Below are 17,788 nucleotides of genomic sequence, written 5' to 3' on the forward strand. Positions count from 1 at the left end.
CCAATCAACGTTAAACCTTAACAGGATTAATGTTATCTTCTTCGCAGATATGTTCCAGATGGATTTTTTAAAAAAACCAACCAAATAATTAATCTCATATAGAAAATCATTAAACCGCGCCTAATGATTTTTAACCAGGATCTTGCGTCATCATGAGAAAAACACCTAGCCCTGCGGGCATTAAACGCATAAGCAACAGTTTTTGAGAAGCTTGCGTAATTTCGTTGAGGTAAGCATTGTTGTCCTTCAGACAAGCAATAAGCAGGTCAGATAAGGGAGAACCGCTTAAGAGTGCGATACCCCCCCCATAGACGCGTCGCCGTTGTTAGCAGGCATGCTGCAGCGAACGTCACCGCCAACCCGAAAAAGGCCTGCGGCCAGAGGCAGAAAGCCACAAAGGCAATAATCGTTTCGGTCCCCTCGGTCAGGCCCTCCAAGTAGTAGAACGCCTTATGCTGAAAGTGGGGTCGTGCCAATTGATGCTTGGTTGCCATGATGGCAAAGGCGAGAAAAGAGCTGCCCGTTCCTATAAAGGCGAACAGTAATAATGCGGCAGACAGAGCATTACGCGCAGGATCTGCCAACGCAAAGCCCAGCACCACACCGGCATAGAAGACAAAATCCAGGCCTATATCGAGAAACCCCCCGGCATCGCTGGACTGATGGGTGTATCGGGCCAGGGCACCGTCCAGGCCGTCGCATAACCGGTTGACAAGAATCGCTACCAGGGCCAGTCCATACATTTCAAAGGCCAATAATGGTACGGCGGCCATTCCGACCAGAAATCCCGCCAAGGTCACCTCAACGGGTGTAATGTTGTGACGTGCAAGGCACCGTGCCATTTTTTTCAGCGGTGGCTGTACCCATTCAGAAGTCCATCTGTCCAGCATGCGTTGCTCCTATGGTCTCTTGCCATTACCCCACATATTTGATGCGCAATGCCAGCATGAAGACACCGAGCGGTAATGCCGCTTGCAAGCAGGCCCCGGCAGCCGTCAGGCGTGGATCGGCGCCCCCTGCCAATGCCAGGGTTTCGGTGGTCAGGGTCGTGATCCGCCCACCGCCCAGCACTACCGTCGGCACGTACTGAGCCACGCTGACGGCGAAGGCTACCGCCCAGGAGATCGCCAGCGGACCGGCCAACAGGCGCAAACGGATGAAAGCCAGGGCTTGCCAGCGTGTACGTCCAAGCAGGCGGGCGCCCTGCTCGAGTCGTGCATCGAAACGCCGCCACGGACCGGCCAAGGTTAGCCAAGCATAGGGCAGACAGAACAGCAAATGCCCGAGCAATACCCCAGGCCACCCCGGCGCTGCGCCCACGCCCAGCAACCCCACCTGTACCCCGAAGAGAAAACCGGCCTGGGGCAACAACAACGGTACATAGATGCAGAACATGAAACCGCGGGGCAACGACCGCTCACGCTCACGTTCCAGACAGGCAATGGCCAACCCCAGTGCCACGCTTGCCGCCACCGCTCCTAGTATTAACGTATTCAGCAGGGCCGGCCATAACCCGGCGTCGCTCAGTTGCCAAAACCCTAAGCCCCACTGTTGAGGCCACACCGCCGGAAAGAACCACTGCTCGGCAAACACTCGTAGCGGCAGCAGCGATACCGACACAAGCGCCAGTCCCAATACCGCACCGACACCTCGCCAGACCCAGCGGCCGATGCGTCCCGAACGGCGCCGGCCATCAAGACGCTGATGTTGTATCGGCGGGTACAGCATTCGCCCAAGCATGGAGCCGAGCAACAGGCACACCCCCGCCAGCGCCGCCAGCAGCAGGGCCCCTACGCTGGCGGGCAAATGCGCCGCCAAATCGGGGGAGCCCCACAGCTCCACCAGACGTACCGCCAAAGTCGATGTCAGGCTGGGCCCGAGAATCTGGGCGACATCGACCACCGAAAGCGAGTAGACCAGCACCGCCGCCAGCGGCAGCTTCAAGCCTGGAGCCAGCAAGGGCCAGACGATTCGCCACATGATCTGAGGAGATGAGTACCCCAGAGCGCGGCCGTTTTCCAGATAGCTGTCAAGCGGCAAACGAGCCAGCCCGGCCTGCGCCATGAGTATCAGAAACGGAGCCTCCTTAAGGGACAGCGCCACTGCCAGAGTCACTCCATGGCGGTCCGGCAGGCCTGACAGCGGTGGCGCCGCCCACCCCAACGCCTGCGCCAGCAACCGCATCAACAACCCACTGGGCGCCAGCATCAACATCAGCCCTACCGCCAAGGCGAGATGCGGCATCGCCAGTAGCGGTAACAGCATGCGCTCGACTCGTCGTCCCGCACGGGTGCCCGCGCTGCCCACCAGCCAGGCCAGCATCAGACCCAGCGCCAACAGGGTGGCACCGATACCGCTGATCAACGTGACTCGCAAGGACATCGCGATGCCCGGCAGCGCCCACCAGGCACGCCAGGCCGCAAGCGTTGGCGACTCGAACCCCAACACCGGCAGAACACCGGCGGCCGGGAGTACAAGGCCCATCATTCCCACTAAAGCCGGTATCAGCAATAATCCCAGCGCCCCCCATAACCCCAGCCGCGCCGGGGTTATTGTCGGTAGCGGCGCTGCCACTCAGCCTCCAGCGCATCGCTCCAGTCGGGGTGGGGCTCGGGTAGCAGTGGCGCACGTTGCGACTCAGCCAGGTAACCCGGCACATCGCCGAGCGTCGCAAAGGCCTCCCGGATAGCCGCAGGCAGCTTTTCAATGTCGAGCACCGTCGGATCTCCCCAGACATGCGGATCGGCCTTTTTCAACTGAGCCTGTGGCGACAATAGTCGATTGATCCAGACCAGCGCGCCGGCCTTGTGCGGAGCACTACGTGGAATTGCCAGAAAATGGACATTGCCGACACTTCCCGCCGTCGGCTGGTAAGGTTCGACAGTCGCCGGTAGGCGCCCCGCAAGCCGCGCATTGGCCACCTCATTGGGATTGAAGGTCAACGCCAGCCATATTTCGCGATTGGCCAGCATCCGCTCCATCGCCTGGGCACTGTCGGGCTGACGCTTGCCCTGGGCCCACATCAACGGATGCAGCGCCTGCAGATACTCCCAAAGAGGCGCGGTGACTCGCTCGAACGTGGCTCGATCGGGTACCGGCGAGGCGAGAAGTTCGGGGGTTGCACTCAACTCCATCAGCGCCTGCTTGAGGAAGGTCGTGCCATGAAAATTGGGCGGCTGGGGATAGGTCACACGCCCGGGATGCGCCTCGGCGAATGCCCGCAGTGCCTGCATCGAGCGCGGCGCAGACTCGACCAGCGCCGTATCCGCCATCAGAGTCAGTTGAGCCCGCCCCCAGGGCGCTTCCAGCCCTTCGACCGGCACCGTGAAATCGACCTCGCCGAGCCCATCCTCGATAAACTTGGCGTTGGGCAAGATCGCCACGAAAGGCCCCCATAGCAAATCATGCGCCTTCAGCGCCCGGAAATTCTCGCCGTTAAGCCACAGGACATCGATGGCGCCCGCCTCGCGGCCGGCGGTTTCGGTTGCCAGCAAGGAGCCCACGCTCTCGGCGATATCCTCGACCCGCACGTGATGCACCTGGATGCTATCCTCCCGCTCCGCCAGGCGGGCCTGATCCCGCAGGTAGGCATTGATGGGCCCACTACCGCCCCAGGCATGAAAATACACATCCTGACCAACGGCCTGGGCACGAATCTCAGCCCAATCCGCCGACAACAGCTCACCGTCTGGCGCCGCGAGGGTGTGTGTCGACAAGCATACGGTCCCCAGCATCAAGCAACCACTGACAACCCGGCGGGCCAGTCGAGAAAGATGAAATGGCACAATCATGTCGCAGGTCCCCTTACCATGGCGCGTATCGTGATCCGGGCATGTCCCCGTCAGGCGCGTTTACCGCCCTTGCCCTGACCCCGGCGCCAGGCAAAGTAACGCCCCAGCCAGGCCAGTACACGCTCGGGTTTGTGCGCCTGTCGCCAGACGCCTGCCACGGCCTTGCTCGACTCCGACAGCGTCGGATAAGGCAGCAGCGTTCCCAGAAGCTTGCCCAGCCCGAGATTGTGTTGCATGGCCAGCAGAAAAGGCGTCAGTAGCTCGCCGGCATGTTCCCCTACCAGCGTCACCCCCAGAATACGGCCCTTGCCCGGTTCGGTCAGCACTTTGACGAAACCCTGGGTGGCGCCCTCGGCGATGGCCCGATCGAGCTCAGCAAAATCGTAGCGGGTCGTTTCGAACGCAATGTCCTGACGCCGCGCCTCATCCTCGTTCAGGCCGGCCCGTGCCACTTCCGGCTGGGTGTAAGTCACCACCGGCATGCTGCGATAATCGACGCGAAAGGTCTTGAACGCGCCGAACAAGGCATTGACCGTGGCATGCCAGGCCTGATGGCTACCGGCGTGGGTCAACTGGTAGGGGCCGGTCACGTCACCGCACGCCCAGATGTTGGGCTGCAGGCTGCGCAATGTCTCGTCCACTTCCAGAGTGCCATCCTCACGCAGTGGAATACCCAGTGCCTCGAGCCCTAGACCGTCGACATTGGCGGTACGCCCGATCGCGATCAGCAGGCGGTCGAAGCCAAGCGTCGCCTGCGTGCCGTCACGCTCAATGACCAAGGCATGGTCCTGCTCCGGCCCGCCGCCGATCGCCTGGCGGCCGGAATCGACACGTACAGCCTTCCAGCCCAGGCGCAGCGTCACTCCTTCGGTTTCGAGCTGCTGCTGTAGCACCTCGGCGACATCGGCATCTTCACGGGGCAGAACCTGCCCGGCATGGCCGACCAGAGTCACTTTACTGCCCAAGCGGGCAAAGGCTTGACCCAACTCACAGCCGATGGCCCCCGCCCCGAGAATCACCAACCGCCCGGGCAATGACTCGAGCTGCCAGATATTCTCCGAGGTCAGCACCTCGATATGCTCGAGCCCCGGCAGATCGGGCAGCCGGGGACGCCCACCGGTCGCGATGATGATCTGACGGGTCGACAGCTCGCGGTCACCGGCCTGCACTCTCCAGGGCGAGTGCAAAAAGGCCTGTTCTTCGATCACCTCGACGCCCAGCGCTGTATAGCGCTCGCGACTGTCATGAGGCGCCACACGGCGTATCGAGTCTTTCACATGCGCCATGACTGCCATGAAATCGACATGCACCGGCCCTACATGAATGCCGAAACGTTCGGCATTACGCACCTCGTGAGCGCTGCGCGCCGCACGCAGCAGCGCCTTGGAAGGGACACAGCCGGTATTCAGGCATTCGCCGCCCATCTGCGCGCGTTCCACCAGCGCCACGCGCGCCCTGAGCGTGGCGGCGATATAGCTGGCGACCAGCCCCGCCGAACCGGCACCGATGACCACGATATCGTAATCGAAACTGCGTGGCCGACGATGATGCCGTGCCGCACGCTGGCGACGCAGTAGCCGAAGGGCACGCCGTGCCAGCAGTGGAAATATTCCCAGCAACGCAAAGGACACCACCAGCGAGGGTGAAAGGATATCCGCAAGCGAGTCGAGCTGGCGCAACTGCCGCCCAGCATTCACGTAGACCAACGTACCCGGCAACATGCCCAGTTGGCTGACCCAGTAGAACGTTCCGACCTTCATCCGGGTCAGGCCCATGACCAGATTGATCACGAAGAACGGCAACACAGGAATCAGGCGCAGCGAGAACAGATAGAAAGCGCCCTCACGGGCGATGCCGCGATCGACATGGACGAGTTGGCGCCGGAAGCGTCGCTCGACGACCCCGCGCAATAGCCAGCGCGCCAGCAAAAACGCCAATGTCGCGCCAATAGCGCTGGCGAAAGACACCAGCACCACTCCCCAGGCAAAGCCGAACAGAGCGCCGGCCAGCAACGTCAACAGTAGCGCGCCCGGCAGTGACAGGGCCGCCATGGCGACATAGACGAGAAAGAACCCTCCCGCGCCCCACAGCGGCTCAGCCAACAGCCAATCCTGCAGCCGGGCCTGCTCGGCCTGGAGCGTCGCCAGCGTAAACCAGTCATCGGCACCAGTGGCGAAATACAATGCCACCGACATTGCGATTCCCGCCGCCAGCCATACCTTCCGCCTCGCGCTCAATTCCGCCTCCCTGCCCCCGGCCACCCCATCACGCTGCCGCGATTCGAGTATCGAGACCTTGTCTCGCTGTCGTGGCAGCGACTTCCGCCCGCGCCTTCGAAGAGGCTGCATGCCAGTGTAACGGCAAACGTCGCGCCCCTATAGCACCGCATATATTTCTCCTGACCGGGAACCTCAGGGCATCTGATGCATCCATACTCAACTAGGGCCTGTTGACGTTTCCGCGCGAACCGCGTTGCTGCGCCAAATGGCGCCAGGCAAGGCGCGGGATGCAGGGAAGGGTGGTTCCCTTGTCAAATCCCGCAACGCCGCATGGTGCCATTTGCCCCGCACAAGAACGGGCTCCGGCGCGGCCGTGCATGAAACGTCAACAGGCCCTAATCTAAAAAGGCGACGAGCGCTGGCATTTTTCAGACAGGACTTGATGGCGGGAATGATTTCACTCGGGAGGTCGCGATGCGTTCAGCGCTGACAGCGGTAATGGTGACATGTTCTCTGCTCGGCCTATCGGCGCCGGTGAGCGCCGACGAAGCCGTCGCCACCTTCGCCGGCGGGTGTTTCTGGTGCATGGAACCGCCCTACGACAAGCTCGACGGCGTCAAATCGACGATATCGGGCTACACCGGAGGGGGCGTCGACAATCCCCGCTATGAACAGGTCAGCGCCGGTAACACCGGGCACACCGAAGCGGTAAAAGTCGTCTACGACCCACAAGTGATCGACTACGCCACGCTACTTGAGGTGTTCTGGCACAATATCGATCCCTTCGCCGAGAATCGGCAGTTCTGCGATGCCGGCAGCCAGTATCGCAGCGCCATTTTCACTCACGACGAAGAGCAGCGTCGCCTGGCCGAACAGAGCAAGACTGCCTTCGAACAACGCTTCGGTCGCGACATCGCGACCCAGATCGAACCTGCCGGAGAATTCTGGGAAGCCGAGGACTACCATCAGGACTTCTACCAGAAGAATCCGGTGCGTTATCGCTTCTATCGCGCCGGCTGCGGACGCGATGAGCGTCTGGAAGAGATCTGGGGTAACGAGGCCGGCCATTGATGGCCGGCCACCCTATTATCTGACCGAATAGCTGCGTCGCCATAACCAGAATGCAGTGGCTAGCGTCCCCGCTAAGATCAGCCAGGAGCCGGCAATGACACCGTTCCAGCCCCAGGCGTTCCAGAACGGTTCAAGATATAGCCCCCCGCAACTCGCCCCCAGATAGTAGAACACCAGGTACAGCGCCGAGGCACTGCCTCGGGCGCGCTCGGCGTGGCGGCTGACCCAACTGGAGGCCATCGAGTGGGCAAGGAAGAAGCCGAAGGCATTGACGATGAGCCCCCCGACGATCATCGCCAGCGAGGACCCCAGCGTGACGAGAGAACCCAGCATCAGTATCCCGATGCCCAGCATCATGCACATCGGCTGGGAAAGGCGCTGCGCGACTCGCCCCGACATCGCCGATCCCAGCGTTCCGCCGAGGTACGTCAGAAAGATCAGTCCCAGCCACTGCGAGGATAGCGAGAATGGGGCCGCGTTGAGGCGAAACGTGATATAGCTGTACTGGTTGATGAAGATAAAGAAATTGAAGCCGCCAATCAGGTAGGCTGCGACCAGATAGGGATTACTCAAGTGCGCAGCCAGATCGCGTAGCGCCTGGCCGGCATGGGGCCTTGACGGCGAGAACTGCCGTGCCGGTGGCAGTGCCCACCAGAACACCGCGACACACACGGCGCTGAGAACCGCCACTGCGACGAAACTCGCCTGCCATCCCCAGTGCTCGGCGACAAGCCCCCCGATGACGCGCCCCCCGATACCGCCCAGCGAGTTGGCGCTGATGTACAGCCCCACCGCCAGCATCAGCGCCCGTTTGTCGAACTCATCGCCCATCCAGGCGATGGCGACGGCTGGCAACCCTCCGAGCACGAATCCCTGTACGGCACGCAGTGACAGAAAGGTGGCGAAGTCGGGGCTGAACGCCAGCGCCAGTGAGCAGCCAGTGGCCAGCACCAACGTCACGCGCATGATCATGGCCCGGCCGATGGCATCGGATAACGGCCCGAACAGCATCAGGGCCGCCGCCAGGGTCAAGGTCGAGACCGAGACTGCGCTGCCTGCCGCCAGGGTCGATATGTCGAACTCGGTCCGCAGCTCCGGCAGTAGCGGCTGTGCAACGTAGAGATTGACAAAGGTAATGAAGGATCCCAGACACAGCGCCAGGGTTGCACGCCACCAGGCGCGGCTATGAGCCTCGATCATTACGCGTCTCCTGCTTCGGAAAGGCAGTATGATTGAGCATCACGTAAAATAAGCCAAATAGAACATAAAGATACTCACTATCGGATTTGCTTATGGCGCTGCCCTTCGACCTGCGCACCTTGCGCTGCTTTCTTGCCGTTGCCGATCACGGCGGGTTTACCGCTGCGTCGCGTGAGCTGCATATTGCTCAGTCCGCCGTCAGCCAGACCATCGCCACCCTTGAAGCCCGCCTGGAGCTGACCCTGTTCCATCGCCATGAGCGGCGTATCGCCCTGACGCCCGAAGGCGAGACCCTGCTCGGCCATGCCCGAGCCCTGCTTGAACGTGCCGAGGCAGCGCATCTGGCGATGCGTGAGCTGCATGGGCTGGTCAAGGGCGAAGTGCGCATCGGCATCCCCTCGATGCTGGGCTCCTATTACTTTCCTCCCCTGCTGATGGGCTTCAAGACACGTCATCCCGGCATACGCCTGACGGTCGTCGAAGCGGGTACGCGCCATCTGCAGGAAATGATCCTGTCAGGCGAGCTGGACCTGGGCGTCGTCGTGGGGGATGGCCGTGGCGAACGCCTGGAAACGCGGCCTTTTCTGCGCGAGGAGATGGTCGTTTGCGTCCCTTGCGAGCACGCCTTTGCCAAGCGCCAGTCCGTTACGCCAGAGGCCTTCTTCGGCGAAGAACTGGTGGTGTTTCAGGACGGTTACTTTCACCGGGAGTTCATCGATCGCTTGAGCCTGCAACTCGGCCGGACACCGCATATCGCCTTTCAGTCCAACCTGATCCCGCTGACCAAGGCGATTGTCCGTCAAGGATTCGGCATTACCACCTTTCTGCGCCGGGTCGTGGATGAGCCTGCCCTGGCCGCCGTGCCCTTCGATCCCCCCGCCTGGCTCGAACTGGCCCTGGCCTGGACCCGCGGCGGCTATCTATCACGAGCCGAACAAGCCTTCGTCGATTTCGTGCTGGATTACAGTCCATTTCCCGACGCCGCCAATGCTTCGCCACAAGCGTGATGGACGAGTCGCGATACTTCTATAACTCAGCCGTTATTGGCCCGGATGGCCCGCTGCGCCAGCTCGGTAGGCTCCATCGGGCGTCGAGCCTGCCAGTAATGCTGGCGCCAGTAAACGTTATCGAGACGGGACAGTTTAACCCCCCTTGACGTGGAGGCATGCAGGAAAAAGCCTTGTCCGACATAAATCCCCACATGATGGTAACGGCCCGGGGAACGGAAGAAGACTAGATCGCCCGACTGCAGATCGTGGCGCTCGATGCGCTTGCCGGTGTAACGCTGCTCCTCGGTGGTACGCGGCAGGTCGAACCGGAAGGCCTCGCGATAGACCCGCTGAACCAGAGCAGAACAATCGATACCACGCCGACTGTCGCCTCCCAGGACATAGGGGGTCCCCACCCAGCGCTGATGCTCGGCGAGCAGTACCTCGCGAATCATGGCGGGAGAGGCTTGGTGAGGGGTGGCGTCCTGCCAGCGAGCCGCGGCCCAGGCATTGGCAGGCGCAGATGCCGGCAGCGAAGGCAAGGCCAGCGAATAGTAGCCGGAGCCCTCGGCAACATCCTGCACACCATTGGAGGGCGATACCGTCGAACATCCGGCAACCAGAGTGGCAAGCATCAGGCTAAACGCCAGCCGTCGAAGCATATGACGCGACCTCGCGCTTCAGTGTGGCCTCGCCATGCGTGCCCGGAATGCGCCAGTCAGCGTCTTCACCGCACGCCAATGCCGTCGACGTCAATGCGCGCCAGACGGCATAAAGCGAGAGAGGGTCGCTGTGGGAGTGACACGCCCGGCGCCACCGCCAAAGCGGCCTATTCATCGATCACGAATTCGAAACGAAACGGCGTCAGACGCCATGCAAAAACGCATGATAGTCATTGACTACCATAACGGCTAGCGTTGCTGTCAACGCGGTGATACACGCTCACCAAAGTTTCGGCGAGCGCAGGCGCACTTAGCCGGTGACGCGCCCCAAGCCTGTCTCAGTGCAGGGTACGGGCATCTCCCGGCAGAGTATCGATATGCACCGGTGCCCAGTGGCGTGGGCGTGCCCCGGGAAAGTCGAGACTCGACCACGGCCCGGAGAGCGGCGGTGCCCCCGTCAGCCATCCCACCAGGGCGTCGCGGAAGCTGGCCAGGAAATCCTCCCGCTCCGACGTTTCGCCCATGAAGAAGGCGTACCCGGTGTAGAGTCCGCGAGCATAGTCGCGCCAATCACCATAATGCACCTGCACCAGACTCACCGAAGTCTCCAGATAGGCCTCAAAGCGCTCTTTCGACAACCAGCCCACCTGACGCCCGGCGGTCGCCAGATCGACCACCTGGGCCACGTCCCAGGCGGTCATGTCATGGTCGTTGCATCCCGCGTCATTATCTCGTACCCGTTGCAGACGGACCAGGTGGATGCGGGCCTCCTCATCGCAATCATCGGACTCGAGAATGGCGATCTCCTCGGCCAGACGTGCCGAGTTCAAGGTATAGGGAGCGTAGTTGACCTGATACTCCTGGCGATCGCCGGCCTCGAGAAGAAAATCCAGAAAGTCGGTCAGCGATTCCGGTGAATGCAGGCCATAATGCGTGTCCAGCCAATAACGGATCTCATCGCATTCGCGCCCCGATTCCGGCTGTGGCTCGCTCCATATCGCGGCATTGAGTGGCCCCGCCAACGACAATGCAGTGAAGCGTGGCAGTGACATACGCTCGCCCGGCTCTTTCCAGGCGCCGTGGCGCCAGTCCAACCAGTGGAAAAGGCTGCCCATGTCCTCGAGATGCCAGCGAATTTCGTATGCCAGGGAGTCGCCTTCCCCTTCACTTTCGGGAAGCGCAGCTTCCCAGGCACTCCAGGCCTCGAGCAGGCGGCGCGGGTCGGTGTAGAAGTGTCCCAGAGCGTCGCGCAACGCCTCGGCCAGAGCCGCCGAAGCCTGAGACTCAACGATGCCGCTGTCCGCCGCCATCAACAGGTGGAAGGCGTATTTTTCAGCCATGTAGATCGTCGCCGCATGCCGGGCACAGGTCTTCAAGGCATCGCGAATCAGCAAGGCGCCCGGCGGGGGACGCCCGAACAGCGTCGTGGTGTCGGGTAACGCGCCATGCGCAGCATCCGCCGCCAATTGATTGAGATGGTGAGCCTGGGCCGGAAGCCAGCACCGCGCCAGGGCCTCGCCCTGGGAGCCCGGATCCAGCCCGAGGATGTCATCGAGATATCGGCATGCGTCCTCGCGACGCTCGTTGTCGAGTGCCGGCGGCACGCCCTGACGATAGAGCAGGTCAGGCTCGCGAATCGAGGCCAGCGCCAGCACCCAGTGCCAAGGATCGGCACGCCAGGCGCGCATGGCCTGTCGAGACGCATCGCGGACGGAATCGTCGAGCAGCTCGGCCAGAGGCCGTTGCCAGGGGCTGACCGGCGAATGCAGCAGCAAGGCCCAGTCCGCATTGAAACTCTTGAGATGGTCGCGCCCCTCGAAAAGGCTGCGTCCACGCTGATAGGCCTGAGCCAGCGCCCGCCAGTCGCTGTAGCGTCGTGTCAGGAGATCGATGCCGTGGGCCGCAAAATGCTGGGCCTCTTCCGCCTCAAGCCAGCCGGCCGCGAGCCCGGCATACGCCAGATCCACCAGGCGCAGCCAATCCCAGGCCGCCCATTCCAAGGGCTCGCCCTGCCGCAGAAATCCCAGCAACACCTCACCGTAGAGGCGCTCCTCACCGAGATCGGCCAACCAGTCCTCGCGAGCCTCAAGCCCTCGTGCGAGCAAGCGCGAGGCATCCAGGTCCCAGCCATAGCGGTGACCCTGACTGGCCAGCCACAGCATCACGCGGATGAGTTCTTCCCGGTCGCGCACCGACCAGACCTCCTCCAGCCAGCCAGCCACTTCGGGCCAGTCGCGGGATTGCTCTACCGGAAGCGCCAAGACCGGCGCGAACGAGGCGCGCGCCCGCCAGATCGCTTGCGCGGGGCCTTGCGGCCATAGCGCCATCTCTACGCGACGCGAGGAGCCGGGCAGATAACTTCCCAACTGCTCCCAGGTGACGCCCTCCCCGTCACGCTCCAGTTGCAGCAACGCTTCGCACGCCTCGAAGAAGCCATCATCGCCCTGAATCCAGCCCTGTTCGCCGCGTGCATGCCGCACATCCTGCAACCAGTCTTCCAGAGAGGAGTATTGGGCATGAATCAGCCGGAGCAGTGAGATCCGCCAGGCATCGGTACGTTCGGCAGCCAGCCAGTCGGCGGCGCCGGCCAATGTCACCAACTCCAACGCCTGCAGCAGGCATAGCGGCTCGGGACGTCCCGGTCCGCACGCCTCGAGTAACCGCCATCCCAGTTCGCCCCGATCACGCACCTCAAGCAGGCGCAACCGCGCCACTGCCAGGTCGGCGTCCACCGCTGTCGGATCGGGTTCGAATGCCCAGCCGCACAGCACCAGCTGCTGCGCGCACCACGCTTTAAGAGGATCGACCAAGACTCACCTCATCACACTGACCAGAACAGATGCCGAGGGCATCGTCACCATACCGCGCCATAGTGTATAGGAAAGCCTTGTTCACGCCGATGCCATCCAGACAAAAGGTTACCGAAAGCCCCGCCGGGAAACGCGGCGCAATGGCAACGGCATCCGCGCCTAGCTTAGCTTGAAGCCACCTTGTCGACATGCGAGGCGGGCGTCTGCGATAACAGCATCCTTTGCAACAGGCGCCGTATGCGCAGCACGAATATTTCCTGAAAATAAATGCAGAAGATAACGGTCAGCACCAGGAAAAGCGGATAGAACGCCAAGGAGATGTCACCCGCCGCGGCGAAACATCGCGAGACGCTGCTCAGGCAGGTCGCCGGCTCTCCGGCCAGCACCCTTTCCACGCGCGTGAAGATCACGAATAACGGCACATGCAGGGCAAACATGGGTAGCGACGCCCCGCCCAGCCTGGCCGCCAGGCGCTTGAGTCCTTGTCGCTGAGGGGCGCGCCAGTGCGCCGCCAGGAAGATCAGGGCCAGTTGGGCGGGGAGTAGCAAGCCGTTATGCATCAGGTAATACCATGCATGCCCTTCTTCCAACAGCTGCCCGGCGATAACGACCGAAACGGCGATGAACAGTGCCAATCCCCAGCCGAGCTTGCGACTCAATCCCACGCCCCGACGCCGATAGTGCCAGTACAGTGAGCACAGCAGGATACCGGCGATGAACTCAGGCAGGCGAATGATCGGATTGCGATGCAATATCCCCGTTTCAGGCATGCCGTAGTCGGTGAAGGCGATCACCCACAAGGGCGGCAGCAGATAGCAGAGGTTGGTCAACGCCAAGGCCCGGAACCGCCGACGCACACGAAACAGCCGCGGTGCAATCCACGGGAACAGCAGATAGAAGAAGAACAGCGCCGAGATCGACCAGGACGGAGGATTGAAGGTCAGATAGTACGGGTTCCAGGCGTGCAGCAGGGTGATATTGAGGAAAAGGTTGGTGGCCAGCTCGGTATTGTCCATGAAGTGACGCAGACTACCGGGGGCGGTCTGGCCCGTATCGTTGTTGACGTCGTAGATCACGAAACGGATCGACGCATCGGCATCCTCGGGAGTGATCTGGAGATAGCCGATCAACGTCGCCAGGCCCATCGCCAGCAGCAACGCCCCGATATGAATCGGATACAGATTGGAGAAGCGTTTCACCCAGAAGCTTCTGGCAGGTTCGCGCAGGCGCCGGTGGCTGTCCAGATAGACGTGTGCCAGCAGGAAACCGGAAAGCACGAAGAAGGCACTGGTCGAAAAAAATCCGATATCGGTAATGTAATGCGACCAGTGACGGATCGATGGATACGCATGCAGCGTGTGGAAAACAACGATATACAAGCCGAGCAGGAATCTCAGCCATTCCAATCCGATGAAACGTTCTTTACTGGCATCCATGACAGCGCATCTCTTAGCGGCAAATAAACGACCTTGATAAAGCGGAGCTCCTGCCCGGCTCTCTTCTCGACGTCTTGCCATTATTACCGAGAGTACGCGTCTACACCATGTCAGCCATTGCAAAGGGTGTATAAAGCCCCCGCCCAGAAGACGGGAGCAGGTTGGCGTATCAGGCGGGAATGGACGCGACCTTGGGACTGCGCGACCAAATGCGATGCTCGGATAAAGCATTCACGAAGCCGGCAAACATGTCGTCCGGCCGGGCCCCGTTAATAACGCCCTCCTCCGATGTCGGCAGATTCGCCGCCGCCAGCAGATCCTGGCCTTCCCCCAGCGTACCGATCACCTTGAGATGCTTGTAGGCCTCGAGCACGTAGTGTCGCCCCTGGCCGGAATCGCAGAGTGCCTTCACCCCCTGGGCACCGCCCGGCACGATGACCGCGTCCATGGTGAACGACGGTTGCCCTTCGAGCATCTCATCCGGCGTCAGCATCGTGCCACTGGGCGTCTTGACCGGCGCCATCGACGGCGCGATCAGCATCCCCATCGCACCCTCCGCCTTCAGCTTGCGCTGGATGGCTTCCACGTGGTCGGCATCGACGCCCTCGGCAATCAGGATCGCCACCTTGCGCGACTTGATGCCGTTGGGCTTGCGCGCGCGAATCAGACTGAGCGCGGGCGAATCCTGACAGGAACTTCTGCCCAGCTGCTCCGCGGTGGCGGTGGGTTGATCCGGCACCTCGATGCCATGATTTTCGCCGACGCGACGCGCCAGTTCGGGGTGGATATTGACCAGAATCTGCTGAACCACGCGCTCGCGGATCCAGGGCCGCATCACCTTGGACAGCTCGAAGGTGTACGCCTCGATAATGTGTTCCTTCTCGACCTCCGACTGGCTGTTCCAGAACAGCGTCGCCTGGGAGAAATGATCCATGAAGGAATCGCTGCGCTCGCGTACCTTGTGGGCGTCGACCCGCTCGTAATGCGACTCGAATCCGCCATTCTCGGGAGCGGACGGCGTCTCGCGCGGCCAGCCGTCGTCGATGGAGTTGGGCTCATAGGACGCCTGGCCGGTATTGATCGTCTGCCGATGCAGGGCGTCACGCTGATTGTTGTGTGTCGGGCATACCGGCTGGTTGATGGGGATCTCGTGGAAGTTGGGCCCCCCCAGGCGCAGCATCTGCGTATCGTTGTAGGAGAACAGCCGCCCCTGCAGCAGTGGGTCGTTGGTAAAGTCGATACCCGGCACGATATGCGCGGGGCAGAACGCCACCTGCTCGGTTTCGGCGAAGAAATTGTCCGGATTGCGGTTGAGCACCATCTTGCCGATCGGAATCACCGGCACCTGCTCCTCGGGGATGATCTTGGTCGGATCGAGAATATCGAAATCGAAGCTGTGCTCGTCCTCCTCCTCGATAACCTGAATGCCGAACTCGAATTCCGGAAAATCGCCATTCTCGATGTCGTTCCATAGATCGCGGCGATTGTAGTCGGGATCGCCCCACAGCTTGTGGGCCTCGTCCCACAGCAGCGAATAGGTCCCGCTAAGCGGTTTCCAGTGGAACTTGACGAAACGCGACTTGCCTTGCTTGTCGATCATGCGGAAGGTATGCACGCCGAAGCCTTCCATCGAACGGTAGCTGCGCGGAAAGGCGCGGTCGGACATGGTCCATAGCACCATGTGCGTAGATTCGGGTACCAGCGACACGAAGTCCCAGAACGTATCGTGAGCGGACTGGCCTTGCGGAATCTCGTTGTGCGGCTCGGGCTTTACGGCATGCACGAAATCGGGAAACTTGATCGCATCCTGGATGAAGAACACCGGCATGTTGTTGGCGACCAGATCCCAGTTGCCTTCATCGGTGTAGAACTTGGTCGCGAAACCGCGCACGTCGCGCACCGTGTCGTTGGAGCCGCGCGGCCCCTGCACGGTGGAAAAACGCACGAAGGTAGGCGTCTTCTTGTTGGGGTCCTGGAACAGGCCGGCCTTGGAATACTGCGCTGCATTCTTGTAGGGCTGGAAATAGCCGTGGGCACCGGAGCCACGCGCATGAACGATACGCTCCGGAATGCGTTCATGGTCGAAGTGATTGAGCTTTTCGCGGAAGATGAAATCTTCCAACAGCGTAGGGCCACGCGCACCGGCTTTCAGCGAGTTCTGATTATCCGCGATACGCACGCCCTGGTTGGTGCGCAGGTCGTGACCGGTCGCATCGCTACGATACTGGTTAAGGCCGTCTACCTTACTGTTCTCATGGGTCTTGAAATCCGTATCGTGGGCGCCATCGGTGTTGGTGGTATGCGTTTTCTTCACCATGTATCAACTACTCCCTATCTACTGGTTTCGGCCCTGACACCCCGGAGCGCCTGTCACGGTCATGCCGCGCAAAAGCTTTCCTTTCGCGGCATGCCGCTGTGCCCGGCACTCTTTCGTTTTTATCCTCCTCAAGGTAGTTAGCCCAGCGGCGAACGCGCAAGTGCCGCTCGCCGCTCTTTCACGTTAGGCGGGATGAAACGTCAGTTTCGCCGTCAGCTCTTGCGAACCTTGGCCGCAATCCACAACAAAATGATCGACCCCACCGTCGCCACCACCAGCGAACCGATCAGATTATTCGAAGAAAGCCCCAGCAGGCTGAACAGAAAGCCCCCCACTAGCGCACCGACGATGCCCACCCCGATATTGCCGAGCACTCCGAAACCGCCGCCCCGCATTACCTTGCCGGCGATCCAACCCGCGATACCGCCGATAATCAGCCACATGATGAAACCCATGCTTACGTCTCCTTGTTGACTTCAATGAATTGGCGTCCTTGACCCATGACGACGCCAGCGACCCCCGTCTAGAACCCCGAACCGAATCCCCACGGGAGACTTAACGCGCCATGCCACTGTATCAGTGCGCGTTATCGATGATCCGGTCCATGCCCCAAGACTCGAGACTCTTTAGCAGTACGCAGCGCCACGTTCAGGATAGACGCCTCATGCCATGTGTCACGCCGGCACTCAGAATGAGGAACCGGGCGTCTTGAGAAAGGCCTGCTCTTCCTCGCTGCTGGTACGTCCTAAAATGGCGTTGCGATGGGGATAGCGCCCGAAACGCAGCAGAATATCGTGATGACGCCGCTCGAAATCCAGGCTGTCTTCCAGACCCGGCTGATCGAAAAGCTGCATCGCCTGCTCATGGATCAGCAGCGACTCGCTGTGCATGAACGGCATGTAGACAAAAGACCGACGGAGAGTGTCGAGACGGCTATCGACGCCTGCCGCCACCGCTTCCTGGGCCAACGCCAGCGCCAGCGGGTCATTGCCGAAGGCCGCGGGCGTGTCGCGATAGACATTGCGCGAAAACTGATCGAGCACCACGATCTCGGCAAGGCGCCCCGCGTCGGACCGGCGCCAACGCCATAATTCAGCGCGTCCGGCAGCCGCGAGCAGATCGCCAAAGCGTCGCGTGATCTCGCTATCCAGCGCGTCATCCCGGATAAACCACTGGCGCGGTTTCAACGCCTCGAACCAGAATTGCAGCACGTCCTCGGGAAGCAGTGACAGCATGCGCACCTCTTGCTATGCGTTTATCTCTCCACGATGGCTATGTCCATTCATAGAGTGG

The 17,788-nt window shown here is 61.3% G+C and carries 13 protein-coding genes; 2 read left to right on the forward strand and 11 right to left on the reverse strand.

The genetic code is table 11. From position 1 onward, the window contains the following. Window positions 1–266: 266 nt before the first annotated feature. The 4 genes from ACW4DH_RS12820 to ACW4DH_RS12835 all read right to left on the reverse strand — a co-directional run bounded on the left by ACW4DH_RS12820 (window position 267) and on the right by ACW4DH_RS12835 (window position 5,986). Window positions 267–890, reverse strand: coding sequence for a CDP-alcohol phosphatidyltransferase family protein (locus tag ACW4DH_RS12820; protein ID WP_459636783.1), 624 nt, complete (start codon window positions 888–890; stop codon window positions 267–269). 25 nt (window positions 891–915) lie between these two features. Continuing rightward, a complete protein-coding gene (locus ACW4DH_RS12825; protein ID WP_459636784.1) occupies window positions 916–2,574 on the reverse strand; it encodes an ABC transporter permease in 1,659 nt (552 codons plus the stop codon). Beyond that, entirely contained in the window at window positions 2,550–3,716 is a 1,167-nt protein-coding gene (locus ACW4DH_RS12830; RefSeq protein ID WP_459636785.1) for an ABC transporter substrate-binding protein, read from the reverse strand. Before ACW4DH_RS12830 ends, ACW4DH_RS12825 begins: the two co-directional genes overlap by 25 nt. A 125-nt stretch (window positions 3,717–3,841) precedes the next feature. Continuing rightward, window positions 3,842–5,986, reverse strand: coding sequence for an FAD-dependent oxidoreductase (locus ACW4DH_RS12835; protein WP_459636928.1), 2,145 nt, complete (start codon window positions 5,984–5,986; stop codon window positions 3,842–3,844). A gap of 498 nt (window positions 5,987–6,484) precedes the next feature. Here ACW4DH_RS12835 and msrA point away from each other — a divergent pair, with 498 nt between their 5' ends. Beyond that, window positions 6,485–7,081: a peptide-methionine (S)-S-oxide reductase MsrA gene (msrA, locus tag ACW4DH_RS12840; RefSeq protein WP_459636786.1), complete on the forward strand. Its 597-nt coding sequence runs from the start codon at window positions 6,485–6,487 to the stop codon at window positions 7,079–7,081. Between the two features lie 15 nt (window positions 7,082–7,096). Here msrA and ACW4DH_RS12845 read toward each other — a convergent pair whose 3' ends face one another. Continuing rightward, entirely contained in the window at window positions 7,097–8,281 is a 1,185-nt protein-coding gene (locus ACW4DH_RS12845) for an MFS transporter (RefSeq protein WP_459636787.1), read from the reverse strand. A gap of 92 nt (window positions 8,282–8,373) precedes the next feature. Here ACW4DH_RS12845 and ACW4DH_RS12850 point away from each other — a divergent pair, with 92 nt between their 5' ends. Beyond that, the gene (locus ACW4DH_RS12850; RefSeq protein WP_459636788.1) at window positions 8,374–9,288 is read left to right on the forward strand and encodes a LysR family transcriptional regulator; all 915 of its coding nucleotides are present in this window, start codon (window positions 8,374–8,376) and stop codon (window positions 9,286–9,288) included. A gap of 26 nt (window positions 9,289–9,314) precedes the next feature. Here ACW4DH_RS12850 and ACW4DH_RS12855 read toward each other — a convergent pair whose 3' ends face one another. From ACW4DH_RS12855 to ACW4DH_RS12880, 6 genes are all read right to left on the reverse strand, one after another. Then, window positions 9,315–9,932 (reverse strand): C40 family peptidase, encoded by a 618-nt coding sequence (locus tag ACW4DH_RS12855; RefSeq protein ID WP_459636789.1) that lies wholly within the window; start codon window positions 9,930–9,932, stop codon window positions 9,315–9,317. Window positions 9,933–10,270: 338 nt separating this feature from the next. Continuing rightward, the gene (locus ACW4DH_RS12860; RefSeq protein ID WP_459636790.1) at window positions 10,271–12,742 is read right to left on the reverse strand and encodes a DUF1266 domain-containing protein; all 2,472 of its coding nucleotides are present in this window, start codon (window positions 12,740–12,742) and stop codon (window positions 10,271–10,273) included. Between the two features lie 164 nt (window positions 12,743–12,906). Next, complete coding sequence (locus ACW4DH_RS12865; RefSeq protein ID WP_459636791.1) at window positions 12,907–14,178, reverse strand: acyltransferase family protein; 1,272 nt, start codon at window positions 14,176–14,178, stop codon at window positions 12,907–12,909. 169 nt (window positions 14,179–14,347) lie between these two features. After that, on the reverse strand, window positions 14,348–16,495 hold the full coding sequence (gene katE, locus ACW4DH_RS12870; RefSeq protein WP_459636792.1) for a catalase HPII: 2,148 nt from the start codon (window positions 16,493–16,495) through the stop codon (window positions 14,348–14,350). 212 nt (window positions 16,496–16,707) lie between these two features. Beyond that, window positions 16,708–16,950, reverse strand: coding sequence for a GlsB/YeaQ/YmgE family stress response membrane protein (locus tag ACW4DH_RS12875; protein ID WP_459636793.1), 243 nt, complete (start codon window positions 16,948–16,950; stop codon window positions 16,708–16,710). A gap of 231 nt (window positions 16,951–17,181) precedes the next feature. Beyond that, window positions 17,182–17,730, reverse strand: coding sequence for a DUF924 family protein (locus ACW4DH_RS12880; protein WP_459636794.1), 549 nt, complete (start codon window positions 17,728–17,730; stop codon window positions 17,182–17,184). Window positions 17,731–17,788: the final 58 nt, after the last annotated feature.

Source organism: Halomonas sp. WWR20 (genome assembly GCF_054602495.1).